The sequence below is a fragment of the Streptomyces longispororuber genome (genome assembly GCF_024448165.1).
Lineage (GTDB): Bacteria > Actinomycetota > Actinomycetes > Streptomycetales > Streptomycetaceae > Streptomyces > Streptomyces longispororuber_A.
Window position 1 is genome coordinate 1 of record NZ_JAMOLN010000033.1, and the last position, 23,956, is coordinate 23,956.

27 protein-coding genes and 1 riboswitch are annotated in these 23,956 nt (G+C 72.5%); of the genes, 7 read left to right on the plus strand and 20 right to left on the minus strand.

Annotated elements, in window-relative coordinates; genetic code table 11:
- Positions 1 to 48: 48 nt before the first annotated feature.
- On the minus strand, positions 49 to 846 hold the full coding sequence (locus tag M4J07_RS12195; protein WP_255970911.1) for an SGNH/GDSL hydrolase family protein: 798 nt from the start codon (positions 844 to 846) through the stop codon (positions 49 to 51).
- Between the two features lie 132 nt (positions 847 to 978).
- Here M4J07_RS12195 and M4J07_RS12200 point away from each other — a divergent pair, with 132 nt between their 5' ends.
- Positions 979 to 1,242 (plus strand): holin, encoded by a 264-nt coding sequence (locus M4J07_RS12200; protein WP_255970913.1) that lies wholly within the window; start codon positions 979 to 981, stop codon positions 1,240 to 1,242.
- 2 nt (positions 1,243 to 1,244) lie between these two features.
- Here the strand turns inward: M4J07_RS12200 and abc-f are convergent, their stop codons facing one another.
- From abc-f to M4J07_RS12235, 7 genes are all read right to left on the minus strand, one after another.
- A complete protein-coding gene (gene abc-f, locus M4J07_RS12205; RefSeq protein WP_255970915.1) occupies positions 1,245 to 2,873 on the minus strand; it encodes a ribosomal protection-like ABC-F family protein in 1,629 nt (542 codons plus the stop codon).
- A gap of 43 nt (positions 2,874 to 2,916) precedes the next feature.
- Entirely contained in the window at positions 2,917 to 3,930 is a 1,014-nt protein-coding gene (locus M4J07_RS12210) for a hemolysin family protein (protein ID WP_255970917.1), read from the minus strand.
- Positions 3,927 to 5,261: a hemolysin family protein gene (locus tag M4J07_RS12215; RefSeq protein ID WP_255970919.1), complete on the minus strand. Its 1,335-nt coding sequence runs from the start codon at positions 5,259 to 5,261 to the stop codon at positions 3,927 to 3,929. Before M4J07_RS12215 ends, M4J07_RS12210 begins: the two co-directional genes overlap by 4 nt.
- A gap of 222 nt (positions 5,262 to 5,483) precedes the next feature.
- Entirely contained in the window at positions 5,484 to 5,912 is a 429-nt protein-coding gene (locus M4J07_RS12220) for a GNAT family N-acetyltransferase (protein ID WP_255970921.1), read from the minus strand.
- 58 nt (positions 5,913 to 5,970) lie between these two features.
- On the minus strand, positions 5,971 to 6,840 hold the full coding sequence (locus M4J07_RS12225; RefSeq protein ID WP_255970923.1) for a TIGR03621 family F420-dependent LLM class oxidoreductase: 870 nt from the start codon (positions 6,838 to 6,840) through the stop codon (positions 5,971 to 5,973).
- Between the two features lie 67 nt (positions 6,841 to 6,907).
- Positions 6,908 to 9,472: an ABC transporter permease gene (locus M4J07_RS12230; RefSeq protein WP_255970925.1), complete on the minus strand. Its 2,565-nt coding sequence runs from the start codon at positions 9,470 to 9,472 to the stop codon at positions 6,908 to 6,910.
- 2 nt (positions 9,473 to 9,474) lie between these two features.
- Positions 9,475 to 10,263 carry an ABC transporter ATP-binding protein gene (locus M4J07_RS12235; RefSeq protein ID WP_255970927.1) on the minus strand — a complete coding sequence of 263 codons (789 nt, stop codon included), beginning with the start codon at positions 10,261 to 10,263 and terminating at the stop codon, positions 9,475 to 9,477.
- Between the two features lie 106 nt (positions 10,264 to 10,369).
- Between M4J07_RS12235 and M4J07_RS12240 the strand changes: the two genes are divergently transcribed.
- A complete protein-coding gene (locus M4J07_RS12240) occupies positions 10,370 to 10,609 on the plus strand; it encodes a toxin-antitoxin system HicB family antitoxin (RefSeq protein ID WP_255970929.1) in 240 nt (79 codons plus the stop codon).
- 34 nt (positions 10,610 to 10,643) lie between these two features.
- Positions 10,644 to 10,982 carry a fic family toxin-antitoxin system, toxin component gene (locus M4J07_RS12245; RefSeq protein WP_255971045.1) on the plus strand — a complete coding sequence of 113 codons (339 nt, stop codon included), beginning with the start codon at positions 10,644 to 10,646 and terminating at the stop codon, positions 10,980 to 10,982.
- Positions 10,983 to 10,985: 3 nt separating this feature from the next.
- Here the strand turns inward: M4J07_RS12245 and M4J07_RS12250 are convergent, their stop codons facing one another.
- The 4 genes from M4J07_RS12250 to bioB all read right to left on the minus strand — a co-directional run bounded on the left by M4J07_RS12250 (position 10,986) and on the right by bioB (position 14,971).
- Positions 10,986 to 11,693: a class I SAM-dependent methyltransferase gene (locus M4J07_RS12250; protein WP_255970931.1), complete on the minus strand. Its 708-nt coding sequence runs from the start codon at positions 11,691 to 11,693 to the stop codon at positions 10,986 to 10,988.
- Positions 11,694 to 11,793: 100 nt separating this feature from the next.
- A complete protein-coding gene (gene bioD, locus M4J07_RS12255; RefSeq protein WP_255970933.1) occupies positions 11,794 to 12,528 on the minus strand; it encodes a dethiobiotin synthase in 735 nt (244 codons plus the stop codon).
- Between the two features lie 6 nt (positions 12,529 to 12,534).
- Positions 12,535 to 13,812, minus strand: coding sequence for an adenosylmethionine--8-amino-7-oxononanoate transaminase (locus tag M4J07_RS12260; protein ID WP_255970935.1), 1,278 nt, complete (start codon positions 13,810 to 13,812; stop codon positions 12,535 to 12,537).
- Positions 13,805 to 14,971 (minus strand): biotin synthase BioB, encoded by a 1,167-nt coding sequence (gene bioB, locus M4J07_RS12265; protein WP_255970937.1) that lies wholly within the window; start codon positions 14,969 to 14,971, stop codon positions 13,805 to 13,807. The genes M4J07_RS12260 and bioB overlap by 8 nt, the downstream gene beginning before the upstream one ends.
- Before the next feature lie 143 nt (positions 14,972 to 15,114).
- On the opposite strand from bioB, the gene M4J07_RS12270 reads away from it, so the two are divergent.
- Complete coding sequence (locus M4J07_RS12270; RefSeq protein ID WP_255970939.1) at positions 15,115 to 16,284, plus strand: 8-amino-7-oxononanoate synthase; 1,170 nt, start codon at positions 15,115 to 15,117, stop codon at positions 16,282 to 16,284.
- On the opposite strand, the gene M4J07_RS12275 is transcribed toward M4J07_RS12270, so the two are convergent.
- Entirely contained in the window at positions 16,268 to 16,501 is a 234-nt protein-coding gene (locus M4J07_RS12275) for a DUF397 domain-containing protein (protein ID WP_255970941.1), read from the minus strand. The two genes, M4J07_RS12270 and M4J07_RS12275, sit on opposite strands and share 17 nt — an antisense overlap.
- Positions 16,498 to 17,403 carry a helix-turn-helix domain-containing protein gene (locus M4J07_RS12280; RefSeq protein WP_255970943.1) on the minus strand — a complete coding sequence of 302 codons (906 nt, stop codon included), beginning with the start codon at positions 17,401 to 17,403 and terminating at the stop codon, positions 16,498 to 16,500. Before M4J07_RS12280 ends, M4J07_RS12275 begins: the two co-directional genes overlap by 4 nt.
- A 285-nt stretch (positions 17,404 to 17,688) precedes the next feature.
- Here M4J07_RS12280 and M4J07_RS12285 point away from each other — a divergent pair, with 285 nt between their 5' ends.
- Positions 17,689 to 18,147, plus strand: coding sequence for an ATP-binding protein (locus M4J07_RS12285; protein ID WP_255970945.1), 459 nt, complete (start codon positions 17,689 to 17,691; stop codon positions 18,145 to 18,147).
- A 7-nt stretch (positions 18,148 to 18,154) separates the two neighbouring features.
- On the opposite strand, the gene M4J07_RS12290 is transcribed toward M4J07_RS12285, so the two are convergent.
- On the minus strand, positions 18,155 to 19,075 hold the full coding sequence (locus M4J07_RS12290; RefSeq protein WP_255970947.1) for a LysR family transcriptional regulator: 921 nt from the start codon (positions 19,073 to 19,075) through the stop codon (positions 18,155 to 18,157).
- A 115-nt stretch (positions 19,076 to 19,190) separates the two neighbouring features.
- On the opposite strand from M4J07_RS12290, the gene M4J07_RS12295 reads away from it, so the two are divergent.
- Positions 19,191 to 19,820: a LysE family translocator gene (locus M4J07_RS12295; RefSeq protein ID WP_255970949.1), complete on the plus strand. Its 630-nt coding sequence runs from the start codon at positions 19,191 to 19,193 to the stop codon at positions 19,818 to 19,820.
- Here M4J07_RS12295 and M4J07_RS12300 read toward each other — a convergent pair.
- From M4J07_RS12300 to M4J07_RS12315, 4 genes are all read right to left on the minus strand, one after another.
- The gene (locus M4J07_RS12300; RefSeq protein ID WP_255970951.1) at positions 19,762 to 20,277 is read right to left on the minus strand and encodes a DUF6328 family protein; all 516 of its coding nucleotides are present in this window, start codon (positions 20,275 to 20,277) and stop codon (positions 19,762 to 19,764) included. The genes M4J07_RS12295 and M4J07_RS12300 overlap by 59 nt on opposite strands.
- A gap of 126 nt (positions 20,278 to 20,403) precedes the next feature.
- On the minus strand, positions 20,404 to 20,877 hold the full coding sequence (locus tag M4J07_RS12305; protein WP_255970953.1) for a C40 family peptidase: 474 nt from the start codon (positions 20,875 to 20,877) through the stop codon (positions 20,404 to 20,406).
- A 3-nt stretch (positions 20,878 to 20,880) separates the two neighbouring features.
- A riboswitch (cyclic di-AMP (ydaO/yuaA leader) is annotated at positions 20,881 to 21,058 on the minus strand.
- Positions 21,059 to 21,417: 359 nt separating this feature from the next.
- Positions 21,418 to 21,726, minus strand: a complete 309-nt coding sequence (locus tag M4J07_RS12310; protein ID WP_255970955.1) for a hypothetical protein — start codon at positions 21,724 to 21,726, stop codon at positions 21,418 to 21,420.
- A gap of 7 nt (positions 21,727 to 21,733) precedes the next feature.
- Positions 21,734 to 22,369 carry an ATP-dependent Clp protease proteolytic subunit gene (locus M4J07_RS12315; RefSeq protein WP_255970957.1) on the minus strand — a complete coding sequence of 212 codons (636 nt, stop codon included), beginning with the start codon at positions 22,367 to 22,369 and terminating at the stop codon, positions 21,734 to 21,736.
- Positions 22,370 to 22,467: 98 nt separating this feature from the next.
- Between M4J07_RS12315 and M4J07_RS12320 the strand changes: the two genes are divergently transcribed.
- Positions 22,468 to 22,758, plus strand: coding sequence for a type II toxin-antitoxin system Phd/YefM family antitoxin (locus M4J07_RS12320; RefSeq protein ID WP_255970959.1), 291 nt, complete (start codon positions 22,468 to 22,470; stop codon positions 22,756 to 22,758).
- A 98-nt stretch (positions 22,759 to 22,856) separates the two neighbouring features.
- Here M4J07_RS12320 and M4J07_RS12325 read toward each other — a convergent pair whose 3' ends face one another.
- Entirely contained in the window at positions 22,857 to 23,882 is a 1,026-nt protein-coding gene (locus tag M4J07_RS12325) for an ABC transporter permease (protein ID WP_255970961.1), read from the minus strand.
- Positions 23,883 to 23,956 lie beyond the last annotated feature (74 nt).

The following is a 23,956-nucleotide window of genomic DNA, read 5'->3' on the forward strand; positions in this document are numbered from 1 at the left end:
ACCCTCGCCGCCACACTGCTCTGGCTCCAACCACTTTGAAGACACGACCTAGGGCCTGTCGTCGGTGGGATCGGCGAGGTCGGTGCAGGGCGTCAGCTCGGCCCGCTTCGGCGGCCGCCCGTCACCCGAGGAACGGCCGGTCAGCCGCCGACCGATCCACGGCACGAGATGCTGCTTCGCGAAGCGCGCGTCGGCCACCCGGCGGGTCACCCAGTTCGGCGGGACCGCGGTCGGCAGCGCGGCCCGCCAGTCGGACTCGGCGTCGTACCCGAGCGTCTGCCACACCGCCTCGGCGACCCGGCGATGGCCCTCCGTCGTCAGGTGCAGCCGGTCCACGTCCCACATGCGCTGGTCGCCCAGGGCCGCGGCCCCGTACAGGTCGACGACCACGGCGTCGTGCCGCGCCGCGAGGTCGTCGATGCAGGTGAACAGTTCCTCCATGCGCGGCCGGAACCGCTCCATCACCGGACCGTTGCGCCCCGGGGAACGCATCAGGACCAGCCGCTCGCACGACGGGGCCAGCTTCTCGACGGCCTCCGTGAGCAGATCGCGGACCCGGACCATGTCGCACTTGGGGCGCAGGGTGTCGTTGAGGCCGCCGACGAGGGTCACCACGTCCGCCTTCATGGCGGCGGCGACATCGATCTGCTCGTCGACGATCTGCCCGATGAGCTTGCCGCGCACGGCGAGGTTCGCGTACCGGAAGCCGGGGCTCTGGGCCGCCATCCGGCCGGCCAGTACGTCGGCCCAGCCGCGGTACGAGCCGTCCGGGAGCCGGTCCGACATGCCCTCGGTGAAGGAGTCGCCGACCGCGACGAGGCTGGTGTATTTGGCATTCATCTGCATGGCGCCAGTGATGGTATCCCGGCCGGTCACAGCTCCGTGCGCCGCAGGTCTGGGCAGCGGCCCGGCCCCGCGGTATTCCAGGAGCAGACAGCACAGCGGCACGGCAGCACGAACGAAACGGGGGAGACGACCATGTGGAGCACCGCCTTCTGGAAAGCCACCGCCGAGCGCGCGATCAGGACCTTCGCCCAGGCCCTCGCCGCCGTCCTCGTGGCCGGCGCCACGAACCTGCTCGACGTCGACTGGGTGGCCGCGCTCGGCACCGCGGGCCTCGCGACCCTGCTCGCCGTCCTCACGGCGGTCGGCACGGCCGGGATCGGACCGCACGGCCCCGGCATCCTGGAAGAACCGACCGGGGAGACGGCCCGGGCAGAGCCGGCCCGGCCCGCCGCCTGACGTCAGCCGCCGGCGAGCACCGTCCCGTCGGCGACCCGCACCCGGTCCCCGGCGAACCGCTCCCGCAGCCTGCGGTCGTGCGAGACCACCACGAGCGTGCCCGCGTACCCGGCGAGCGCCTCGTCCAGGTCCTCGACGAGCGCGGGGGAGACGTGGTTGGTCGGCTCGTCCAGGAGCAGCAGATCGGCGGGGCGGGCGACCAGGCGCGCCAGGTCGAGGCGGCGGCGCTGCCCCACGGAGAGGCCGCGCACCGGCACGGACAGGTCCTCCTCGCGGAACAACCCGAGGGCCAGGAGCGTCTCCGCGTGGTCCTCCGGCAGCCCGCCGAGCCCGGCCGCGAACGCGTCGAGCAGCGGCAGTCCGACGCCGTCGTGCGCCACCTCCTGCGGGAGGTAGCCGATGCGCGGCGGCAGCTGGACGCTGCCGCGATCCGGCACGAGCCGCCCCGCGAGGAGCGCCAGCAGCGTCGACTTGCCCGCGCCGTTCGGCCCCGTCACCAGCGTCCGCGAGCCCGGCTCCAGCACCAGCCGGTCCACCGCGAGCCGCTCGCCCACCACGGCGTCCGTCACCTCGACGGGCCGTACGAACGGATGGCCGCCGCCCTCCAGCGCGCCCTCGCCCGCCGTGAACCGCAGCGGGTCAGGCGGCTTCGGCACCGGCTCGGCGCGCAGCCTGCGCAGCCGCTCGCGCGCGGTGCGGACGACGCCCGAGACCTGGCCCTCCACCGACCGCTGGTGCTTGGAGAACTTGGCGAACGAGCTGCTGTCCCGCATCCGCCAGCCGCTGGAGAGCCGGTCCGCCGTCCCCTCGGCGATCCGCTCCTGCCGCTCCACCTCGTCGCGCCACGCCCGGTGCCGCTCCTCCCAGCGGCGGCGCAGCGCCGTCCGCTGCTCCAGGTAGCCGTGCCAGCCGTTGCCGTACCGCGCCACCGAGCGGCGGTCCCCGTCGACCTCGACGATCGCGCCCGCCACCCGGTCGAGGAACACCCGGTCGTGGGTGACGGCGACGACGGTGCCGCGGTGGGCCCGCAGCCGGTCCTCCAGCCAGCCGAGCGCCTGGTCGTCGAGGTGGTTCGTCGGCTCGTCCAGGAGCAGCAGCTCGGGCTGCGGGGCGAGCACACAGGCGAGCGCGAGCCGCGCCGCCTCACCGCCGGAGAGCGAGCCGAGCGTCCGCGTGCGATCCAGCCGGGGCACGCCGAGCCCGTGCAGGGCGGCTTCGAGGCGGGCGTCGGCCCGGTAGCCGTCGCGCGCCTCGAAGGCCGCCACCAGGTCCGCGTACGCGGCGAGCCCGGCCCGGTCCGCCGAGCCGAGCTCCGCCTCCGCGGCCCTGATCCGGCGCTCCAGATCGCGCAGGTCCGCGAGCGCGTCGTCGACGGCGTCCCGCACGGTCGCCTCGGGCGGCAGCCGGAGCGTCTGGGCGAGGTAGCCGGTGCCGCCGTCGGCGACCACGACCGCGGACCCCTCGGCGGGGAGCAGCTCACCGGCCACGATGCGCAGCAGCGTCGACTTGCCCGAACCGTTCTCGCCGATGATCGCCACGTGCTCGCCGGGCCGCACCGTCAGTGAGACCCGGTCGAGCACCGGCCGGTCCGGATATCCGTACGACACGTCCTTCAGGACGAGCTGACTCACGACTGTGCCCCCTGTCGCCTCGGATGTCGCCTCGGATGTCGCCTCAGACGGGTAGCCCGAACAGCTCCCGCAGCACGTCCTCCATGGTCACCAGACCGGCGAGCCGGCCGTCCGAGCCGAGCACCGCGGCCACGTGCGTACGGCTGCCGCGCATCGCGGTCAGGACGTCGTCCAGCGGCGTCGTCTCCCGCACCCGCGCGATGGACCGCATGTCCGGCACCCGGAACGGCAGATCGCGCGGCATCGCGTCCAGCGCGTCCTTCACGTGCAGATAGCCGACGATGCGCCGGCCCTCGTCCACCACGGGGAAGCGGGAGAAGCCGGACTCGGCGGAGAGCCGCTCCAGCTGCTCGGGCGTCACGCCCACGCGCGCGTAGACGACCTTCTCCAGCGGCAGGACGATCTCCTTCACCGGGCGGCGGCCCAGTTCGAGCGCGTCGTGCAGCCGTTCCTGGGCCCGGTCGTCGATCAGCCCGGCGTCCGAGGAGTCCTTGACCATCCGGGCCAGCTCGTCGTCCGAGAACGTCGCCGCGACCTCGTCCTTGACCTCCACACGGAGCAGCTTGAGCAGCGTGTTCGCGAAGGCGTTGATCGTGAAGATCACCGGGCGCAGGGCGCGCGCCAGGGCCACCAGCGGCGGGCCGAGGAGCAGCGCGGAGCGCACCGGCTCGGCGAGCGCGATGTTCTTCGGCACCATCTCGCCGAGCAGCATGTGCAGATACGTCGCCACGGTCAGCGCGATCACGAACGAGATCGGGTGGACCAGGCCGTGCGGCACGCCGACGCCGTCGAAGACCGGCTCCAGCAGGTGGGCGATCGCGGGCTCGGCCACGATGCCGAGGACCAGCGTGCACAGCGTGATGCCGAGCTGCGCGGCGGCGAGCAGCGCGGACACGTGCTGCAGGCCCCACAGGACGCTGCGGGCCCGGCGGTCGCCGTCCTCGGCGTGCGGTTCGATCTGGCTGCGGCGCACCGAGATCAGGGCGAACTCGGCGCCCACGAAGAAGGCGTTGACGACGAGGGTCGCCAGGCCGATCAGGAGCTGGATCGCGGTCATCGGGCCTCCTCCGGGGTGGCGCTGTCGGTCAGCGGGGCGTGCAGCAGGACGCGGGCGGCGCGGTGGCCGTGCGCGTCCACGACGTCGAGCCGCCAGCCGGCGACCTCGACGCTGTCGCCGACGTCCGGGATCCGGCCCAGCTCGGTCGCGACGAGCCCGGCGAGCGTCTCGTAGGGGCCGTCGGGCGCGCGCAGTCCGACGCGGGCCAGCTGGTCGGTGCGGGCGGCGCCGTCCGCCGAGAAGAGGGTGCGGCCCTGCTCGTCGGCGCCGGCCGCGGCGATGTCGGGCGTCTCGTGCGGGTCGTGCTCGTCCCGCACCTCGCCGACGACCTCCTCGACGATGTCCTCCAGGGTGGCGACGCCGGCGGTGCCGCCGTACTCGTCGATGACCACGGCCATCGTGCGCTTGCCGGACAGCCGGTCGAGCAGCCGCTCCACGGTCAGCGACTCGGGGACGAGCAGCGGTTCGCGCAGCAGGTCGGCCACGCCCTTGCGGGGGCGCTGCCGGTCGGGCACGGCGAGCACGTCCTTGATGTGCACGATGCCGACGACCGTGTCGAGGTTGCCGCGGTAGACGGGGAACCGGGAGAGGCCGGTGGCCCGGGTCGCGTTCGCCACGTCCTCGCAGGTCGCCTGCACGTCGAGGGCCATGACCTGGACCCGCGGCGTCATCACGTTCTCCGCGGTCAGGTCGGCCAGGTTCAGGGTCCGGACGAACAGCTCGGCGGTGTCCGCCTCCAGGGCGCCCTCCTTGGCGGAGTGCCGGGCGAGCGCCATGAGCTCCTGCGGGCCGCGCGCGGAGGCCAGCTCCTCGGTCGGCTCGATGCCGAACCGGCGCACGAGACGGTTCGCCGTGTTGTTCAGGTGGGTGATGAACGGGCGGAACGCCGCGCTGAACCAGCGTTGCGGCGTCGCCACCCGCTTGGAGACGGCCAGCGGCGACGAGATCGCCCAGTTCTTCGGCACCAGCTCGCCGACGACCATCAGGAACACGGTCGACAGGGCGGTGCCGATGACCAGGGCGACCGACGACGACGCCGACTCGGGGACGCCGATCGCTTCGAGGGGGCCCGCGATGAGCTTGCCGATGGACGGCTCGGCGAGCATGCCGACGACCAGATTGGTGACGGTGATGCCGAGCTGGGCACCGGACAGCTGGAACGTCAGGTTCCGTACGGCCTTCAGGGCGCTGGACGCGCCGCGCTCACCGCGCTCGACCGCCTGTTCCAGATCGCTGCGCTCGACGGTCGTGAGCGAGAACTCCGCCGCGACGAAGGCGCCGCAGGCCAGCGAGAGAAGCACTGCGACGGCGAGCAGAAGCACTTCGGTCATCGGGTCGTCACCTCCGTCCCATGATCGGCCAGGGGCGGGGCGGACGCGCGCTCGCGGGAGCCGCGCAGGGGGACGGACCGGGTACTGGGGGGCTCGCCCATGGGCGGACGCTCACACCTTTCGCAGATATTTCGAGTGACCCACCCATGGTAAAGGGTCGGCAAAGCGGATTTCCTTACCGGTCCCGTACCCCCACGTCGCCTGGGGGCCACCGGGGTGCGCTCAGTCGTCGAGCAGGTGCTTCACCCAGCGGCTCCACTGCGGCTCGGGCGCGTAACCGGCCGCCTGCCACGCGTGGTGCGCCCGCTCGTTGCGGTCCAGGACCATCGCGTCGCCCCGCCGCCCGCCGAGCGCCACGAACCGCTCCTCGGCGGCCGCGAGCAGCGCGGACCCGATGCCCTGCCGTCGGGCGTCGGGGCGCACCGCGAGCCGGTACAGGTGGCAGCGCCAGCCGTCGAAGCCCGCGACGACCGTGCCGAGCAGCTCGCCGTCGCGCTCGGCGAGCAGCAGGGCCTCGGGATCCCTCGCGACCAGGCGCTCGACGCCCGCCCGGTCGTCGCTGATGCTCGTGCCCTCCGCGGCCGTCTTCCAGAACGCCAGGACGGCGTCGAGATCGGTGGGTGCGGCGGACCGGATACGAAGATCGCTCATGGCCCGATCCCATCACCGGCCGGCCGCCGTCCGCCGCCGAATTCCACATGCCGGACGGTCACCGCCCGCGCAGCTCCTCGATGACCGGCGCGAGGACCTCCATGTGCGGCTCCAGGACCGTGATGTAAGAGAACCCGAACCGCTCCCGCTGCTCGATCAGCCGCCGGGCGATCTGCTCGACGCTGCCGACCAGGACGAGCGGCGAGTCCAGGACGTCCTGCTCGCTGAGGGTCGGCATGCGCTCCAGCCAGGGCCGCGCCGAGGCGGCCGGATCGTCGGTGACGTCCACCAGCTGGACGAGCAGGTTCCGCTCGGCGGGTTCGGCCCGGTCGGCGGCGAACTTCCGGTACGCGGCCACCCGCCCGTCCAGCTCCTCGGCCGACAGCGGGAAGAGGCCGCTGGGCAGCTCGGGGGCCGGGCGGGCGCCGACGAACGCGGCGATGTCGGCGTGCTCGGCGACGATCCGCAGCATCCGGTCCCCGTTCCCGCCGATCAGCAGCGGCGGACGCGCGTCGGGCCCGGACGAGGGCAGCAGCCGCTCCAGTTCCTCCACGGTGTGCAGGAGCCGGTCCACCCGGCTGCCCGCGGTGCCCCACTCGACGCCTGCCTGCTCGAACTCCGCGCGCACGTATCCGGTGCCGAGGCCCAGTTCGAGCCGGCCGCCGGTCAGCGCTACGGCGGTCGCCACCTCGCGGGCGAGCAGCACCGGGTTCCAGAACGCGCAGTTGAGCACGAACGTGCCGAGGCGCGGCCGGGTCGTCGCCTCGGCCGCCGCCACCAGGGCGGGGAACGGCGACGGCATGCCCAGGTGGTCGGCCACGGAGATCACGTCGAAGCCCAGTTCCTCCGCCCTGCGGCACGTGGCGCGCCACGCGTCGCCGGGCGAGGGAGCGATGAGATTGACGCCGAAGCGGAACGGGCGGGTCATGAACTCTCCTCACGTGCGGGCGACTTGGGGCGGCCGGACGGACGGAGTGTCCGGCCGCCCCATCCCATCACTCGTGGGCGATGGCCGCCAGCACGTTCAGCCGCGACGCCCGCAGCGCGGGAAGCAGCGCGGCGGCGAGCCCCACGAGCACCGAGCCGACCACGACCGCCACGATCGTCGACCACGGGATCGCCAGCGCCTCCATGCCCTCCAGGGCGAGGACCTGCTGCGCCGCCACGCCCCACACCAGGCCGAGCGCGAGCCCGAGGACCGCGCCGAACACGGCGATCACCACCGATTCGAGGCGGATCATCCGCCGCAGCTGCCGCCGCGCGAGCCCGATCGCCCGCAGCAGACCGATCTCCCGGGTGCGCTCCACGACCGACAGGGCGAGGGTGTTGACGACGCCCAGGACAGCGATGACGATCGCCAGGCCCAGGAGCGCGTACACCAGGTACAGCAGCACCGCGATCTGGTCGTGGACCAGGGCCTTGTAGTCGGCGAGGTCGCGCACCTGCACCTGTGGATACGGATCGAGGGCCTTCTCCAGCCGCGCCCGCAGGGTGTCGGCGGAGGTGCCGGGCGCCGCGTTCACGTAGACCGCCGAGTCCTGGCCGCCGGGCACGTATGTGACCAAGGTGGAGAGGCCGACGAAGAAGCCGCCGCGCATCCCGAAGTCGTTCGTCTCCTGGTCGGTGAGCGCGCCCACGGTGAGCGACGCCCGCCGCCCGCCGGGGAACTCCACCGGCAGCACGCTGCCCATGCGCACCTCGTGGTCGTCCGCGAACTCCTTCTGCAGCGCGATGTGTCCGGGCGCGAGCGCCTGCGCACTGGTGCCCTGCGCGTACGTGACGTGGGCGACGTCGTCCAGCCGTGCGTCCCACCCGGCGGCGGTCGTCTTCACCCGGTCCCCGTCCGGCAGCCGCACGGCGAGCGCCGTGAACCGCTGGCGCACGACGAGACCGACGCCGTCGGTGTCGTCGATCTTCTCGGTGACCTCCTGAGGGAACGGCACGAAGTTGGCGTTCTGCACGGTGAAGTCGGCGCCGAGCGTCTCGTCGATCTGGTCGTCGAACGACTTGCTCATGGACGCGCTGGCCACCGACATGCCCGCGACCAGCGCGAGCCCCACCATCAGGGCGGCCGCGGTGGCGCCGGTACGACGCGGGTTGCGCAGCGCGTTGCGCTGGCTCATCCGCCCGACCGACCCGAACAGGGCCGGGAACGCGGCGCCCAGGACCCGGATGACGGGACGGACCAGCAGCGGACCCGCGACGACCGTGGCGATCAGCGTCAGCACGATGCCGAGCACGAGCAGGGAACTCGCCGTCGCGGTCCGCGTCGCGGCGGCGCAGCCGAGGAGCGCGGCGGCCCCGGCGGCCGCGAGGAGCCCTCCGACGAGGGCCCGCACCCGCAACGGCCGCCCCACACCGGCGATCTCGGCATCGGCCAGCGCCGCCATGGGGGAGACCCGGGCCGCCCGCCGCGACGGCAGGTAGGCCGCCACGAACGTCACCCCGACCCCGACGACGAAGGCGGCGACGGGCGTGCCCCAACCGACCACCATCTCGGTGGACTTGAGGTTCATCCCGAAGACGCCCATGAGCTTGATGAGCCCCGCCGCGAGCCCGATCCCGAGACCGAGCCCGACCGCGGAACTGACGAACCCGAGCAGCACCGCCTCCGTCAGGACGGACCGCCGCACCTGCCGCCGGTCCGCGCCGAGCGCCCGCAGCAGCCCCAACTCCCTGGTCCGCTGGGCGATCAGCATCGAGAACGTGTTGACGATCAGGAACACCCCGACGAGCACGGCGATGCCGGCGAAGCCCAGCATCACGTACTTGATGATGTCGAGGAATCCGCCCAGGTCCTCCGCGGCCGACTTCGCGTCCTCGTCGGCCGTCTTCAAGTCGTAGGAGGTGCCGAGGACGTGGCCGATGTTCCGCTTGAGCGCGGCGTCGCCGACCCCCGACGCCGCGTCGACCGAGATGCTCGTGGCCCGCCCGGGGCCGCCGAGCAGCCTGCGCTGCGCGGTGTCCGTGTCCAGGAAGACCAGGGCCGCGCCCGGATTCGTGGTACGGAAGGTCGCGATGCCCACGATCTCGACCTTGAACGAGCCGGGCCGGGCCAGGACGGTGAGCGTGTCCCCGACGCGCACGTGCTTCTTGTCCGCGGTGTCGGCGTCGAGGAGTGCCTGACCGTCGCCGCGCGGCGCGTGCCCGGACGTCAGCCGGACCGGACTGCGGTCGGTGGGCGCCCAGTTGGTGGCGATGGTCGGCGCGCCCGTCGTCGGGCCGACCGAGTCGTTGTGCCGGTCGACCACCGTGATGTTCTCGACCTCGGCGTCGATGTGTGTGGCGGCGACTCCGTCGACCCGGTCGATCCGGGAGGCCAGCGACGCGGGCAGTGTCCGCACGTCGCCGGACGGGATCGACTCGTCGAAGTCGTCCTCCTTCGGGCTCACCCGGACGTCCGCCGACGTCGACGCGAAGAGCCGGTCGAAGGTGCGGGCCACGGTGTCCGAGAAGATCAGGCTGCCCGCCACGAACGCCACCGAGAGAACCACGGCGAGGGCCGACAGGACGAGGCGTCCCTTGTGCGCGAGGAAACTCCTGAGCGTCGCCTTCAGCATGGCTACGTCCGCGGCGAGGGGTGGTCGCCGATGGCGCCGCGCACGACGTCGAACCGCTTCATGCGCTCCAGGACCGCCTCCGCGGTCGGCTCCCGCATCTCGTCCACCAGACGCCCGTCGCCGAGGAAGAGGACCAGATCGGCGTGGGCCGCGGCGCCCGGATCGTGCGTCACCATGACCACGGTCTGCCCCAGGTCGTCGACCGCCTCGCGCAGGAAGCCCAGCACCTCCAGACCCGCCCGCGAGTCCAGATTCCCGGTCGGCTCGTCCGCGAAGATCAGCTCTGGCCTGGCCGCCAGGGCCCGCGCGCACGCGACCCGCTGCTGCTGGCCGCCCGACAGCTGGGCCGGCCGGTGCTTCAGCCGGTCCCGCAGCCCCAGCGTGTCGATGACCTGCTCCAGCCACGCCCGGTCCGGCGACTTGCCCGCGATGTCCATCGGCAGCGTGATGTTCTCGGCGGCGTTCAGCGTCGGGATGAGGTTGAAGGACTGGAACATGAAGCCCACGCGGTCACGCCGCAGCCGGGTCAGCTCCCGCTCCTTCAGCCCCGTGATCTCCGTGTCACCCAGCCACACCTGGCCCGCCGACACCGTGTCGAGCCCGGCGAGGCAGTGCATCAGCGTGGATTTCCCCGAGCCCGAGGGCCCCATCACCGCGGTGAACCGTCCCCGGGCGATCTCCACGTCCACCGCGTCGAGCGCGAGGACCTGGGTCTCCCCGGATCCGTACGCCTTGGTCAGACCCCTGGCCCGGGCCGCGACCACACCCGTGACCACATCCGCATCCCCCACCCCAACTCCCTTACGTCGTAAGTCAGTTGTGCATCAGGTCGAAGTCGAGGATAACCGGGAACGGCCCGCCTTGCGGGTGCTAGCGCATCGGCGCTAGCGTGAGGTCATGGCGAAGACCCAGCTGAACGTGCGCGTGGACGAGGACACCGCCCGCGCCGCGAAGGAGCGCGCGCTCGCCCGCGGCATGAGCGTGAACCGGTACATCGAGGAGCTGGTCAGACGGGACGCCGGCGAGCTCGGCCGGACGTTCGTCGACGCGGCCGCCGACTTCATGAAGCAGTACGAGGCGGTCTTCGCGGAAGAGTTCGGTACGGACACGGAAGGCCGGCGCCGCCCCGTTGAGTGAACCGCACATCGACATCGACCTCGCGTGGCTGCTCATGGTCGCCGAGCAGAAGACCCCGGGCGACCCGCAGGTCACCGACTGGGGCGCCCTGGTGGCCGCCGTCTCCCGGCACGCCGCGCAGATATTCGACATCCCGGTCTACGACACCCCGCACGCCCGCGCCGCGGCACTGCTCCAACTCCTCATCCACGTACCGGCGCTGGAGCGCTCGAACGCGATGTACGCCTCCGCGGTGGCCTACGCCTACCTGGTCGCCAGCGGCCTCAAGGTGGTCATCTCCCCGGAGCAGGTGCGGGAGCTGGCCCGGCTGGTCAAGGACGGCGGCGCCACGGTCCACGACATCGAGAAGGAGCTGCGCAAGTGGAGCCGGTGAGCCCTACGGCGTACTGGGCTCCGGCCGTCGCGCGGCCCCGATGACGCAGTACGACGTGGGCAGGCGCACCCCGCGCTCCGGCACCAGCAGCCGCCGGTACGCGCCCAGTTCGAACCCGGCGCCCCGCAGCGCGCCCAGCGCGTCGCGCCCCACGTGACATCCGCCGAAGGCGCGCGGCCACACGGTCCGGTCCAGCGCCGACTGGAACGCCCGCATGCCGCGCCCCGGCGCCTGCCCGTGCTCGAAGAACCGCAGCTCGCCGCCGGGCCGCAGGACCCGCCGCACCTCGCCCAGCGCCCGCTCCACGTCCCGCACGCTGCACAGGACGATGCAGAGCACCACGGCGTCGAACCCCTCGCTCTTCACCGGCAGCGCCTCCGCGGCACCCGGCACCACGTCGACCGGGACGTCCGCCCGCTGCGCCGCGTCGACCGCCAACTGGCGCAGCCCGCGCTCCGGTTCGATGGCGACGACCTCGGACACGGTGCGCGGGTAGTACCCGAAGTTCAGCCCGTTGCCCGCGCCGACCTCCAGCACCCGCCCGGACAGCCCGGCGAGCAACTCGGTCCGCACGGGAGCCATCACCGGCTCGGCGCGCACGCTGAACCGGGCGTAGAACCGGGCGAAGTGCGGATGGTGCACCGCATCCTTGGCCGGGCGCCGTGCGGAGTCCTTACGGGGTGACAGAGGTGACAGGGGACGCCCCACCATGGGAACCCTCCTCAGTGAGACCGACGGTTACCCCGAGTCTTCCCCGCGCACGGCCTCCCGACCGGAAACCACGACGATCGTCGCCGGTCCGATGCGGCGCCTAGGCGACCCCTCGCGCAAATCCCGCACCGTCCCACGCGCCACCGAGCTCCGGCCCCAGCCAGCCCCCGGCCGAGGCCCGAAAACCGGCCACCGCCAGCTCCCCGGCCCCGGCCGGAATCGCACCCAGCAGCGCGGCGCCCGCCACCACGGGCAGATCGGCCACATTGCACCGCTCCGCGAGCCCGGGCTCCCGGGGCCAGCTGCCGATCACCACACCCGCCTGGGCGAGACCCCGCGCGCGCAGCGCCTCCGCCGTCAGCTGGACGGAGTTCAGCGTGCCGAGGCCCGCCCGGGCCACCACGAGCACCGGCGCCCCCAGCAGCCGCGCCGCGTCCGCCAGCGTCGACCCCTCCGCGTCGAGGTGCACGAGCAGCCCGCCCGCACCCTCGACCAGGACCAGGTCGTGCGAGGCGGCCAGCTTCTCGGCGGCCTCGGCGACCTGCGCGGGCCGCACCGGCGCGAGTCCGGCCCGCGCCGCGGCGGTGCCGGGCGCGAGCGGCTCGGGGAACCGGCCCAGTTCGAGGGGCGTCACGGCGTCGCCCGCGAGCCGCACCACCTCGTCCACATCACCGGGCTCGTCCGGCGCGACCCCGGTCTGGGCCGGCTTGAGCACGGCCACCGACCGTCCGGCCCGCACCGCCACGGCGGCGATCGCCGCCGTGGTCACGGTCTTCCCGATCTCGGTGCCGGTCCCGGTGACCACCAGGACCTGCCCGTCACGCGTCGTCCCCACCGCTGTTCACCCCTTCCGGGCGGCGGCGCACACCGCACGCCCGATCCGTGCCAGGTCCTCGTCGCCGGTGATGTACGGCGGCATCGTGTAGACGAGGTCCCGGAACGGGCGCAGCCACACGCCCTCCGCGACCGCGGCCCGGGTCGCCGCCGCCACGTCGACCTCGTGGTCGAGCTGCACGACACCGATCGCGCCGAGCACCCGCACGTCCCGGACCCCCGGGGCGTCCACGGCCGGCGCCAGCCCGTCCCGCAAGCCGGCCTCGATCCGCTTGACCTCCGCCCGCCAGTCCTGTGCGAGCAGCAGGTCGATCGACGCGCAGGCCACCGCGGCGGCCAGCGGATTACCCATGAACGTCGGCCCGTGCGCGAGCACCGGCACCTCGCCACGGGAGATCCCGTCGGCGACCCGGGCCGTGCACAGCGTCGCAGCCATCGTCAGATAGCCGCCGGTCAGCGCCTTCCCGACGCACATCACATCGGGCGTCACCCCGGCGTGCTCGGCGGCGAACAGCGCCCCCGTGCGTCCGAACCCCGTCGCGATCTCGTCGAACACGAGGAGGACGTCGTGCGCGTCGCACGCCTCCCGCAGCACCCGCAGGTACGCGGGGGAGTGGAAGCGCATGCCGCCCGCGCCCTGCACCACCGGCTCCACGACGACCGCGGCCAGCTCGTGCGCATGCCGCGCGACCAGCTCCCGCAGATGCTCCGCGTACCCCTCCTCGTAAGCACCGGGCGGCGCGTCCGCGAAGACCTGCTCCTGGAGGACGCCCGACCACAACTGGTGCATCCCGCCCTCGGGGTCGCACACGGACATCGGCTGCCAGGTGTCCCCGTGGTAGCCGCCGCGCCACGTCAGCATCCGGCGCTTCTCCGGTCGGCCAAGCGAGCGCCAGTACTGCAGGCACATCTTCAGGGCGACCTCGACGGACACCGATCCAGAGTCGGCCAGGAACACGTGCTCGAGACCGTCCGGCGACATGTCGACAAGGCGCTTCGCGAGCCGGACGGCGGGCTCGTGCGTGAGCCCGCCGAACATCACGTGGCTCATCCGGTCCAGCTGGCCGCGGGCCGCCTCGTTCAGCACGGGGTGGTTGTAGCCGTGGATCGCCGACCACCAGGACGACATGCCGTCCACCAGCTCGCCGTGCCCGGCGACGCGCAGCCGTACCCCGGTCGCCGACTCGACGACCAGGGGATCCTGCCGGCCGGGCATGGGCCCGTACGGATGCCAGACGTGCTGCCGGTCGAGCGCGATCAGTTCCTCGACGTGCGGATCAGGCATTGGGGGCGAGATCCGTCCCCGCGCCGCGGCGCCGCACGGCGACGAGATCGGTCCGCGCCTCGGGCGCCTCGGGGGACCCGGAAGGGGACCCGCACACCGAACCCGACTCCGACCCGCACGCAGAGCCGCCCTCCGACGCGCAGCCCGCCGCGTCGGAGCGGTGCTCGGGCAGCGTCACCTGATCGGTGCCCTCCACCTCGAAACCGGCGTCCGCGATCATGTCCAGGTCCGCCCGGCCCGCCTGACCCTCACTGGTCAGGTAGTCGCCCAGGAAGATGGAGTTGGCGATGTGCAGGGCCAGCGGCTGCATCGAGCGCAGGTGCACCTCGCGGCCACCCGCGATCCGCACCTCGACGTCGGGGCAGACGAACCTGACCATGGCCAGAATCCGCAGGCAGCGCTGGGGGGTCAGGTTCCACTCCTTGGCCAGCGGAGTGCCCTCGAACGGGATGAGGAAGTTGACCGGAACCGAGTCCGGGTCCAGCTCACGCAGCCCGAACACCACGTCGACCAGATCGGCGTCGCTCTCGCCCATGCCCGCGATCAGCCCCGAGCAGGCCGACAGCCCGGCCGCGTGCGCCTTCTGCACGGTGTCGACCCGGTCCGCATACGTGTGCGTCGTGGTGATGTCGCCGTACGTGGCCTCGGACGTGTTCAGGTTGTGGTTGTACGCGTCTGCGCCCGCCCCACGCAGCCGCTCCGCCTGCCCGTCGGAGAGCAGCCCCAGACACGCGCACACCTCGACGCCTTCGTTCTGCGACTTGATCGCGTCGATGGTCTGCGCGACCCGGTCGACGTCCTTGTCCGTCGGGCCGCGCCCGCTCGCCACCAGACACACCCGCTTGGCGCCGCCCGCGACACCGGCGGCCGCGGCCTTCGACGCGTCGTCCGGCTTGAGCCAGGTGTACTTGAGGATCTCCGCCTTCGAACCGAGCCGCTGCGAGCAGTACGAGCAGTCCTCCGGGCACAGACCCGACTTGAGGTTCACCAGATAGTTGAGCTTCACCCGGCGCCCGAACCACTGGCGACGCACCTTGCCGGCCGCGGCCACCACGTCGAGCAGTTCGTCGTCCGTCGTCGCCAGCACGGCGAGCGCCTCTTCACGGCTCGGCAGTTCGCGCCGAAGCCCCTTGTCCACCAGCGTGTTCAGCAGGTCCATGGCGTCAGATCCTTGCCTATGGACACGCCCTCGCGAAAGGAGACTTCGTACAAAGGACGGCGTTCGACGTGTGGGTATTGCCACACCATGACCTTGTGGCGGCCCGGCTAGGGTCTGTGCGTTACCTACAAACCGAGGGAGTCATGGCCACAGCCCACACCCGTGCGTTCGGCTGGCTCGACGAGCAGCGCGACGCCCGCGAGTCCGCCGGACTCGTGCGCACCCTGCGCCCGCGCCCCGCCGACTCCCCGCTGCTCGATCTCGCGAGCAACGACTACCTGGGCCTGGCCCGGCACCCCGAGGTCGTCGAGGCCGCCGCCGAGGCCGCACGGACGTGGGGCGGCGGTGCGACCGGGTCGCGTCTGGTCACCGGCACCACGCAGCTGCACACCCGGCTGGAGCGGGAACTGGCTGAGTTCTGCGGCGCCGAGTCAGCGCTCGTGCTGTCGTCCGGCTACGCGGCGAACCTGGCCGCCGTCACCGCGCTCGCCCCGCACGGCTCGCTGATCGTGTCCGACGCGGGCAACCACGCCTCCCTGATCGACGGCTGCCGGCTCGCCCGCGGCACCACGCAGGTCGTGCCGCACGCGGACCCCGACGCCGTCCGCAAGGCGCTCGGCACCCATGACGGACCGGCCGTCGTCGTCTCCGACACGGTCTTCTCGGTGGACGGCGACCAGGCGCCACTGGGTGAACTCGCCTACGTGGCAAGGGAGTTCGGGGCCGGACTGATCGTCGACGACGCGCACGGCCTGGGTGTGCTCGGCACCGGCGGACGCGGCGCCCCGCACGCGGCGGGTCTCGCGGGCGCGGCCGACACCGTCGTCACCGTCACTCTGTCCAAGTCCTTCGGGAGCCAGGGCGGCGCGGTCCTCGGTCCGGCGGCCGTCATCGACCACCTCGTCAACGCGGCCCGTACGTTCATCTTCGACACCGGCCTCGCCCCGGCCGCCGCCGGAGCGGCGCTGGGCGCCCTGCGGCTGCTGCGCGGCGAACCCGAGCGGGCCGCGCGGGCCCGTGAGGTCGCGGCGACGCTGCACCGGCTGCTCACTGCGGCGGGCCTGTCGGCCGTGCGCCCCGATGCCGCGGTGGTCTCCGTGCGGGCCCCCTCGCCGGACGCGGCCGTGGGCTGGGCCGCGCGGTGCCGGGCGAACGGGCTGTCGGTGGGCTGCTTCCGTCCGCCGTCCGTGCCGGACGGCATCTCGCGGCTGCGGCTGACCGCCCGTGCCGACCTCACCGACGAACAACTCGGTGAGGCCGTACGGGTGATCAGCCGCACCGCTCCGGACGGAGCGGTCACCGCAGGGAGCTGACGAAGCCTTCCCAGGCGGTGGAGTGGAACAGCAGGGCGGGCCCCGCGGTGTTCTTCGAGTCACGGACGGCGAGCAGACCGGCGACGTGCCCCGAGCTCAAGGGGGCCGTCTCGACACAGTTGTTGGCGCCGGTGCTGCGGCTGCTGCGCCGCCACGCCGCGCCGCTCAGCGCGGTGCTGCATGGAACGGATGGAACGGGCCGAGGCAGTGCATTCATGGTGCCTCCTCACGCGTCACCGGGGCGCGACGGGGCGTCGGCGTCCTCGTCCACCCGGTGAGCTGTGCGATGAATTCCAATGATTTCTCGGGCGAAAGTGCATGGAGCGCAAGAGCGTCGAAGGCGTCTGTGTACGCCTTGAGGTCTTCTTTCCGCTCGAGGTAGAGGCTACTCGTCAAATGGTCGAGAACAACCACATCCAGATCAGTTGTGTTCGGAAATGAGAACACAACGAAAGGACCTGTGAGTCCGATGTGGCCACCGGCGGAGAACGGAAGCACCTGAATCCGGACATGCGGCATCTCGGCCGCCTCGGCCAAATGTGCCAACTGCCTTTGCCGGACGCCTGGTCCGCCCACGTCGCGCCGCAGCACCGCCTCGTCGAGGACCACGCTGAGCTGCAGCGGAGGGTCGGCCTGCAGCACGCTCTGGCGTGCCAGGCGCACTTCCACGAGCGCCTCGATATGCCGTTCCGACATTCCGTCCAGTACCGAACGCGTCACCGCTCGCGCGTATTCGGGCGTCTGCAACAGACCGGGCACCACGCTCGTCTCCAGTGTGCGGATCTGACACGCCTGCGACTCCAGACTGATGAAATCTCGGTACGAGGGCGGCAAAAGCCCCCGATACGCATGCCACCAGTGATGCCCGCCGGCGTCCTCCGCGCCCGCCAAGGCGACCACCAGCTCGCGCAGTTGGGGATCCTGGGTGTCGAACGCGTCGAGCAGCAGCAGGACGTCCGACGGCTTCACGCCACTGCGCCCTGTCTCGATCCGGCTCACCTTCGACTGATGCCAGCCGACGAGCCGGGCTGCCTCACCACTGGTGAGCCCGGCCTGGACGCGCAGCGCGCGCAGTTCGGAACCGAGCTTGCGGCGGCGGACCGCGGGACCGTACTTCATTTCTGACTCCTCGGGCGCCTCAGGCCTCGGACCGGGCTCCTTCCCGACCCGCACGGGGTAGCTCCTGAGCAGACGGTAGAGGAACCGGCGTGCGCTCGCCCAAATACGGTCTACCGTCGCAGAGTTCACCGCTTCGAGCGACAGATATATGCATATCTTGAGGGATCGGCACCAATGAAGGGTGTCCAAGTGGCAGTCTGGCGCGAAGCAGTAGTCGGGGGCCGCGCGTGAAGCGATCCGCCGCAGGCGGACAACCGGCCCCGGCGGGAAAGGGACGACGTCGCCATGGCAGACCACCAGGAAGCATCCGTCACGCTGCCGAGCGACCCCGCCTCGGTCTCCGCCGCCCGTACCTACGTCACCCATGTGCTGGCGGAGTGGGGCATGCCGGGCGACACCGACACCGCGGACGTCGTCCGTCTCATCGTCTCCGAACTCGCGACGAACGCCGTGCAGCACACCCTCGGCCAGTCACCCACCTTCACCGTCGACGTGGAGCTGGAACGCGACGAGCAGCTCCGCATCGGCGTCACCGACAGCCATCCCCGCTACCCCAAGCGGCTGCCCGCCGCCGTCCAGCAGGACAACGGCCGGGGCATGGTCATCATCCGCTGCCTCACCGCGGAGTGCGGCGGCAGACTCTCGGTCGCCCCGACAGCCGAGGGCGGCAAGACCGTGTGGATCGCACTGCCCTGGATCGCCCGCCTCAATGGCGACAACGGCCGCGCGGCGCCCGCCTGTTGACGTCCCGTCACCCGCCGGCCCGGCCGAACGTCCCGCGCACCAGCGCCCGGAAGCTGTCCACGGCCGGGTTCGTCTCGTCCGACCGGTGCACCAGGGAGATCGTGCGCCGCAGGTTCCCGGGCGCCAACGGCCGTACGCCGACCGGCGTCGCCGACGTCCGCGCCACCATCTCCGGCACCACCGCCACCCCGAGACCGGCACTCACCAGCGCGCACACCAGCGCGTAGCCCGGCGTCTCCACCAGGACCGACGGGGTCGCCCCGGCCCTCGCCAGCGCCGACTCCACGCCCTGGCGCGGCGGATGCGTCGGCGCCATGCTGATCAGCGGCTGCCCCGCGAGGTCACCGAGCGGCAGCCGGGCCGTGCCCGCCGTTCCCGCGGTGAGCGCATGCCCGGGCGCCGTCACCAGCACCAGCTCCTCGACGAGCACGGGCTCCTGGACCACGGACGCGGGCACCGGCACCGGGTCCGCCGGGTCGTAGGCGTGGGTGAGCGCGACGTCCACCGCGCCGTCGGCCACGGCCGCGATCCCGAGCGGCGGCTCGTACCCCGCGACGGCCAGCTCCACCTCCGGGTGCGCCCGGCGGAACGCCGTGAGCGCGGGCGGCAGCAGATGCATCCCCGCCGTGGTGAACGTCCCGACCCGCAACCGCCCGCCCGACAGTCCGGCCACCCGTGCCAGTTCGTGCCGGGCCCGGTCCATCTCGTCGAGCACCCGGCGGGCCGCCGCCACCAGGACCTCGCCCGCCCCCGTCAGCCGGGCGCCCCGGTGATGCCGCACGAGCAGGGCTGCCCCGGCCTCCCGCTCCAGCTTCGCCAGCTGCTGCGACAGGGCGGGCACCGTGAACCCCAGCCGCTGCGCGGCCCGGGTGATCGAACCGGCCTCGGAGACCGCCACCAGCGCGGCGAGCCGCGTCGGGTCGTACATGTCGGCCTCCGGCCACCGGCCGACGCGGGATCGGCAAAGGGTTAAGCAACGCTTCAGGCAGACTCAGAATATTCCACATACCTGCTGAAGGCCGGGTTCGGGCAGGCTGGCGTCCATGGACGCTCAACTGGTCGCCTTCACGGGCGTCGCCGCGGGCATGGTGGCGCTGCCGGGCGCCGACTTCACCGTCGTCGTACGCAACTCCCTCGTCTCGCGCCGCGCCGGGGTCGCCTGCGCGCTCGGGGTCGCCGGGGGACTCCTCGTCCACACCGCGCTCGCCGTCGCCGGCGTCGCGGCCGTCCTCACCGCGGTGCCCACGCTCTTCCACGCACTGCAACTCGCCGGCGGCGCCTATGTGCTGTACCTGGGGGTGCGCACGCTGCAGTCGGCGCTGCGACCGCTGGGGGAGCGGACCGAGGCCGCCGTCGACGCGGCCCGGGCCCCGGCGGGCGGCGCGCTGCGCCAGGGCTTCCTGACGAACACGCTCAACCCGAAGGCGCCGATCACCTTCCTGAGCGTGCTGCCGCAGTTCGTGCCCGCGGGCAGTCCGGCCCTGCCGCGGACGGCCGTGCTGTCGGCCGTCGTCGTGGCGCTCGCCCTGCTCTGGTTCCCGACCGTGGCCCTGCTCGTGGACCGGCTCGGCCGGTGGCTGCGCAGGCCGCGCACCGCTCGCGCCGTGGAGGGCGTCACCGGGAGCGCCCTGGTCCTGCTGGCTCTCGTTCTTCTGCTGGAGCCGCTCGTGTGACGAGCGAGCGCCGCAGCAGCCGGGGCAGCACCGCCCACAGCCCCGCACACACGACGAACGTGCCCGCACCCGCCGCGATGCCGCTGCCCCGGCCGACCGTCACATCGACCACCAGCAGCACCGAACCGGTCAGCGCGAGCACCAGCGCCGCCATCCCGTAGCCGGCCAGCCGCGACGAGATCTGCACCAGTTCCCGCTTCGCGCCCATCTGGAACAGCACGCGGTGCACGGCGGCGGGCGCCATGAGCAGGGCGGCCGCAAGGACCGCGAGCAGCAGCGTCGTCACGTACGTGGCGCGCTGCACGGAGTCCAGGGACGGGAAGCGCGGCGTGAACGCGAGCGTCAACAAGAAGGCGAACAGGAACTGGACCCCGGTCTGCGTGACCCGGAGTTCCTGCAGCAGCTCACCGAAGTTCCGGTCCGCCCGTTCCAGGGGCGTCTCGTTGCGCTCCTTCATGCCGCCCGGGTATCCAGCCGGGACGATCCCAACCGGGGCCGCTCGGCGGCACACGGGGGCCGCATGGGGACGGGCCTGGCGCCCGGCCCGTCCCCACGGGCGGTTCCGCGGCAGCGGCGGTGCGGATCAGCGCACCCGGCCGTACCAGACGCTCTTCGTCCAGATCTTCTGCAGTCGCACCACGTCCCCGGTCTTCGGGGAGTGCCAGATCCGCCCCTTACCGGCGTAGATCCCGACGTGGTAGACGCTCCGGCCCGAGTGGAAGAACACCAGGTCACCGCGCTTGCGGCTGTGTACGGAGACATGACGGGTCTTGTTGTACTGCTGCGCGGCGGTACGGGGCAGCTTCTTGCCCGCCCGCTTGAACGAGTAGAGCGTCAGGCCCGAGCAGTCGAACCGGTGCGGCCCTGTGGCGCCCCACTTGTACGGCGATCCCTTCTTGGAGGCCGCGACCTGGAGTGCCTTGGTCGCGGACGTGGCCGCCGATGCCTCGGCCGCGGCGCCGGGGACCATGAGCCCGGCTCCCGCGACGGCGAGGGTCAGGGCCGAAGCGGTTCCGGCCCGGGTCAGCAGCGAGGGGACACGATTGAGCGCAGTCATGCGCAACCCTTCGTCAGCCGCCTGCGAAGGATGACCTGTCGGGTTCGGGCCGGCGAAGATGCCCGGCCGCTCACGGCGGCTTCACCCCAAGGACCACTCGGAACGGCTGCTCCGGTGGCCCGTCGTGCTTGGGTCCTCCACTCCTGCCGATCCACTTCTGTCGACCTGGCATCCGGGCGGCGGCAGGACTCGGCGTCCGCACGGACCGCCCCGCCGCGGCGGCGGGGGCTTGTCGTCGGAAGGGATCTTCACGCACGGACGTCGAGAAAACCGAGCTGAACCGGCGGTAAGTGAGGCTCCTCACGCTTGACCCGTTCAGGTGGACAGTGCGGCTTTAGGTCCACGGCCGCGATGCCCGACGACGCTCGTACCAGCGGCGGAACATCAAATTCCGGTGGTCGAGTACAGCCGTGACGCAACTCCGGCGGGCTTCATGGAGGATGAACGTCTACGCCGTTCGGGGGTACACCATCTGGGCCGTTTCGATCCCGGCGCAGACAGTTCGGTCGTCGCGCGAGCACACCTCGACTCTCGCGGACCTCAACTGACCACTTCTGGCGGCAAAGTGACCCTCTGTGTCCGCCTCTCTCCGTCAAGGACGCGCAAAGCCCGTGCGAGGGTTGTCGCGTGCACCTGGTGCTCGCCGCGCTGGTGCATCAGCGTCAGGGCGTCCCGCAGGGCCGTCGCCCGGCTGACGAGCGCCTGCGCGGCCCGCAGGCCCCGGTAGGTGTCGTCGCCCCGCGCCGGATTGATTCGCGCGATCAGATCGACCACGGCCAGATAGCTGTCCACGAGCTCGCACTCGGCGCGGGTCAGTGCGGGCAGGGGAGGCGGTTCAGGTGGGTACATCGGCGTCTCACCTCGTGCCCGGCGCGCTCGCCGACGTCTTGCGGTTCTGCAGGACGTGGTCCACCAGGCCGTACTCCAGGGCCTGCTGGGCGGTCAGCACCGTGTCCCGCTCGATGTCGTCGCTGATCTGCGCCCGGGACCTGGCGGAGTGCCGGGCGAGCAGCTCCTCCAACTGCTCGCGCATGCGCACCATCTCGCGCGCGTAGATCTCCAGATCGGTCGGCTGCCCCTGCGCCGGCTCCGGCAGCGCGGGCTGGTCGAGCACCACCCGCGACCCGGGCAGCATCATCCGCTTGCCCGGCGCGCCCGCCGCGAGCAGCACCGCGGAGACCGAGGCGGCCTGCCCCAGACACGTCGTCTCCACCTCGCAGCTGACGTACTGCATCGTGTCGTAGATCGCCGTCATCGCACTGAACGAGCCGCCGGGGGAGTTGATGTACAGCGAGATGTCCTGGTCGGGCGCCAGGTACTCGAGGTGCATGAACTGCGCCATCACGTCGTTGGCCGACGTGTCGTCGATCGGGGTGCCGAGGAAGACGATCCGCTCCTCCAGCAGCTTCGAGTACGGATCGAGGGTGCGCTGCCCCGACGAGGTGCGCTCGGTGAACTCGGGCAGGACGTAACGGCCGGACGGACGGGTCATGGTGCTCGCGCCTCCAGTGCTCATGACGGTGCCCGGGCTGACCGGGAAGCCGTCCCTGTAAAAAATGTACAGGACGTACATGACGTACGATGGCGAGCATGGCCTATGAGATTCCGGTGACGCAAGCCAGGGCTGAGCTCGCCGAATTGATCAATCGCGTGGTGTACGGCGGCGAGCGCGTGGTCGTCACCCGGCACGGCAAGCCCCTCGTCGCCCTCGTCTCGGCCGCTGACCTGGAACGACTGGAGTCGCTCGGGGAGTCTGCGGGCGAGACGGTCGAGGAGCCGGTGATCAGTTCCGTGTCCAGGATCGGCGGCCTGACGTCCGCTCCGGGCGAACGGCAGCGGTTCGGCATCGCCGCCGAGCACCGCGGCCCCGAGGTCCGCTGACGGTCCCTCACCCGGTTTTTCACGCGGAAGCACGCAAAAGACCGTGCACCCCCGTCCGCTACAGCGGGGGTGCACGGTCGGTCCGGGCGCGGGAGTCGTCAGCCCACGGGCTGCGGGGTCCGCTCCGGCGCGCGGGCGGGCTCGGGGCGCGTCCGGCGCCCGCGCAGGCCACCGAGCAGGACGGCCGTGAGGCCGAGTGCCACCCAGACGGCGAGGGTCAGCGCGGGTGCCGCGGCCCGCGCCCCGTCGAAGTAGGCGACCGAGCGCAGCAGTGAGCCCCCGGCGCCGGGCGGCAGCAACTGGCCGAGGAATCCGACCGGTTCGGGCAGCAACTGGGGAGCGGAGGCCATCCCGGAGAACGGGTTGCCGAGGAGCACCATCAGGAGCGCGCCCACGCCGATGCCCGCCGGGCCGAGCAGCGCCGCGAGTCCGGCGACCGTCGCTCCCACGGCGAGCGACGTGAGGCCGAGGACCCCGGCCTCCGCCCACCAGTCGCCGGTCAGTGCCCCGAGCCAGCTGTGTGCCAGGGCGGCCACCACGACGCCGACCACCGCGGACGCGGCGAGCAGCGCGCCCACCGCCCGCACCCCGCGCAGCCGCAGCAGCGTGACGATCGAACCGCCCGCGATGCCCGCGATCGCCAGCGGCAGCGCGCTCGAACCCAGCACGGCGCCCCGGGGATCCGCGGCCGGCGCCGGCACGACGTCCACCGTCCGCACCTGCACCGCGTCCGGCGCCTGCGCCGTCACGGCCTGCTGCAGCAGCTGCGCCACGACCGGACCCGCCGCCGACGCCGTCAGCAGCGTCGGTCCGCCGGGTCCGGCCACCACCGCTCCGTATACGGTCCGGTCCTCGATCGCGGCCCGCGCGGCCGCCTCGTCCGCGTACCGGTGGAGCTCGAACGCCCCTTCCTTCGCACGCAGTTGGCGCTCCACGGGCGCGGCGGCGGAGGCGGGTCCCGCGACGCCGAGCGGCAGGTCGCGCGGCGCCGTCCGGGCGGCGGGCCAGGCGAAGGCCCAGAGGGCCAGCGCCGACAGCAGCGGGACGAGCAGCGCCACGACCAGCATGTTGCGGCCGTGCCGGGGTGCGGCCGGGGTGCGGGGAGTGGCGGGCGGGGCGGACATGGGGTCCTCCGAGGAGCTAAAAAGAAGGATCGTTCGTTTTGTGGAATGGCCTCACTGTCACGCTGTCGCGGAAT

What these genes read in the sequence shown, in the direction of transcription:
- M4J07_RS12315 (WP_255970957.1), bottom strand. Translation starts at nt 22,369, where the DNA reads ATGACCCGTCCGTCCGGCCGTTACGTCCTGCCCGAGTTCACCGAGCGC.
- bioB (WP_255970937.1), bottom strand. Translation starts at nt 14,971, where the DNA reads ATGGACCTGCTGAACACGCTGGTGGACAAGGGGCTTCGGCGCGAACTG.
- M4J07_RS12215 (WP_255970919.1), bottom strand. Translation starts at nt 5,261, where the DNA reads ATGACCGAAGTGCTTCTGCTCGCCGTCGCAGTGCTTCTCTCGCTGGCC.
- M4J07_RS12290 (WP_255970947.1), bottom strand. Translation starts at nt 19,075, where the DNA reads ATGTACGACCCGACGCGGCTCGCCGCGCTGGTGGCGGTCTCCGAGGCC.
- M4J07_RS12285 (WP_255970945.1), top strand. Translation starts at nt 17,689, where the DNA reads ATGGCAGACCACCAGGAAGCATCCGTCACGCTGCCGAGCGACCCCGCC.
- M4J07_RS12200 (WP_255970913.1), top strand. Translation starts at nt 979, where the DNA reads ATGTGGAGCACCGCCTTCTGGAAAGCCACCGCCGAGCGCGCGATCAGG.
- M4J07_RS12230 (WP_255970925.1), bottom strand. Translation starts at nt 9,472, where the DNA reads ATGCTGAAGGCGACGCTCAGGAGTTTCCTCGCGCACAAGGGACGCCTC.
- M4J07_RS12250 (WP_255970931.1), bottom strand. Translation starts at nt 11,693, where the DNA reads ATGGTGGGGCGTCCCCTGTCACCTCTGTCACCCCGTAAGGACTCCGCA.
- M4J07_RS12210 (WP_255970917.1), bottom strand. Translation starts at nt 3,930, where the DNA reads ATGACCGCGATCCAGCTCCTGATCGGCCTGGCGACCCTCGTCGTCAAC.
- M4J07_RS12220 (WP_255970921.1), bottom strand. Translation starts at nt 5,912, where the DNA reads ATGAGCGATCTTCGTATCCGGTCCGCCGCACCCACCGATCTCGACGCC.
- M4J07_RS12270 (WP_255970939.1), top strand. Translation starts at nt 15,115, where the DNA reads ATGGCCACAGCCCACACCCGTGCGTTCGGCTGGCTCGACGAGCAGCGC.
- M4J07_RS12225 (WP_255970923.1), bottom strand. Translation starts at nt 6,840, where the DNA reads ATGACCCGCCCGTTCCGCTTCGGCGTCAATCTCATCGCTCCCTCGCCC.
- M4J07_RS12245 (WP_255971045.1), top strand. Translation starts at nt 10,644, where the DNA reads ATGGTCGCCGAGCAGAAGACCCCGGGCGACCCGCAGGTCACCGACTGG.
- M4J07_RS12240 (WP_255970929.1), top strand. Translation starts at nt 10,370, where the DNA reads ATGGCGAAGACCCAGCTGAACGTGCGCGTGGACGAGGACACCGCCCGC.
- M4J07_RS12195 (WP_255970911.1), bottom strand. Translation starts at nt 846, where the DNA reads ATGCAGATGAATGCCAAATACACCAGCCTCGTCGCGGTCGGCGACTCC.
- M4J07_RS12320 (WP_255970959.1), top strand. Translation starts at nt 22,468, where the DNA reads ATGGCCTATGAGATTCCGGTGACGCAAGCCAGGGCTGAGCTCGCCGAA.
- M4J07_RS12305 (WP_255970953.1), bottom strand. Translation starts at nt 20,877, where the DNA reads ATGACTGCGCTCAATCGTGTCCCCTCGCTGCTGACCCGGGCCGGAACC.
- M4J07_RS12275 (WP_255970941.1), bottom strand. Translation starts at nt 16,501, where the DNA reads ATGAATGCACTGCCTCGGCCCGTTCCATCCGTTCCATGCAGCACCGCG.
- M4J07_RS12325 (WP_255970961.1), bottom strand. Translation starts at nt 23,882, where the DNA reads ATGTCCGCCCCGCCCGCCACTCCCCGCACCCCGGCCGCACCCCGGCAC.
- M4J07_RS12310 (WP_255970955.1), bottom strand. Translation starts at nt 21,726, where the DNA reads ATGTACCCACCTGAACCGCCTCCCCTGCCCGCACTGACCCGCGCCGAG.
- M4J07_RS12260 (WP_255970935.1), bottom strand. Translation starts at nt 13,812, where the DNA reads ATGCCTGATCCGCACGTCGAGGAACTGATCGCGCTCGACCGGCAGCAC.
- M4J07_RS12295 (WP_255970949.1), top strand. Translation starts at nt 19,191, where the DNA reads ATGGACGCTCAACTGGTCGCCTTCACGGGCGTCGCCGCGGGCATGGTG.
- M4J07_RS12280 (WP_255970943.1), bottom strand. Translation starts at nt 17,403, where the DNA reads ATGAAGTACGGTCCCGCGGTCCGCCGCCGCAAGCTCGGTTCCGAACTG.
- M4J07_RS12300 (WP_255970951.1), bottom strand. Translation starts at nt 20,277, where the DNA reads ATGAAGGAGCGCAACGAGACGCCCCTGGAACGGGCGGACCGGAACTTC.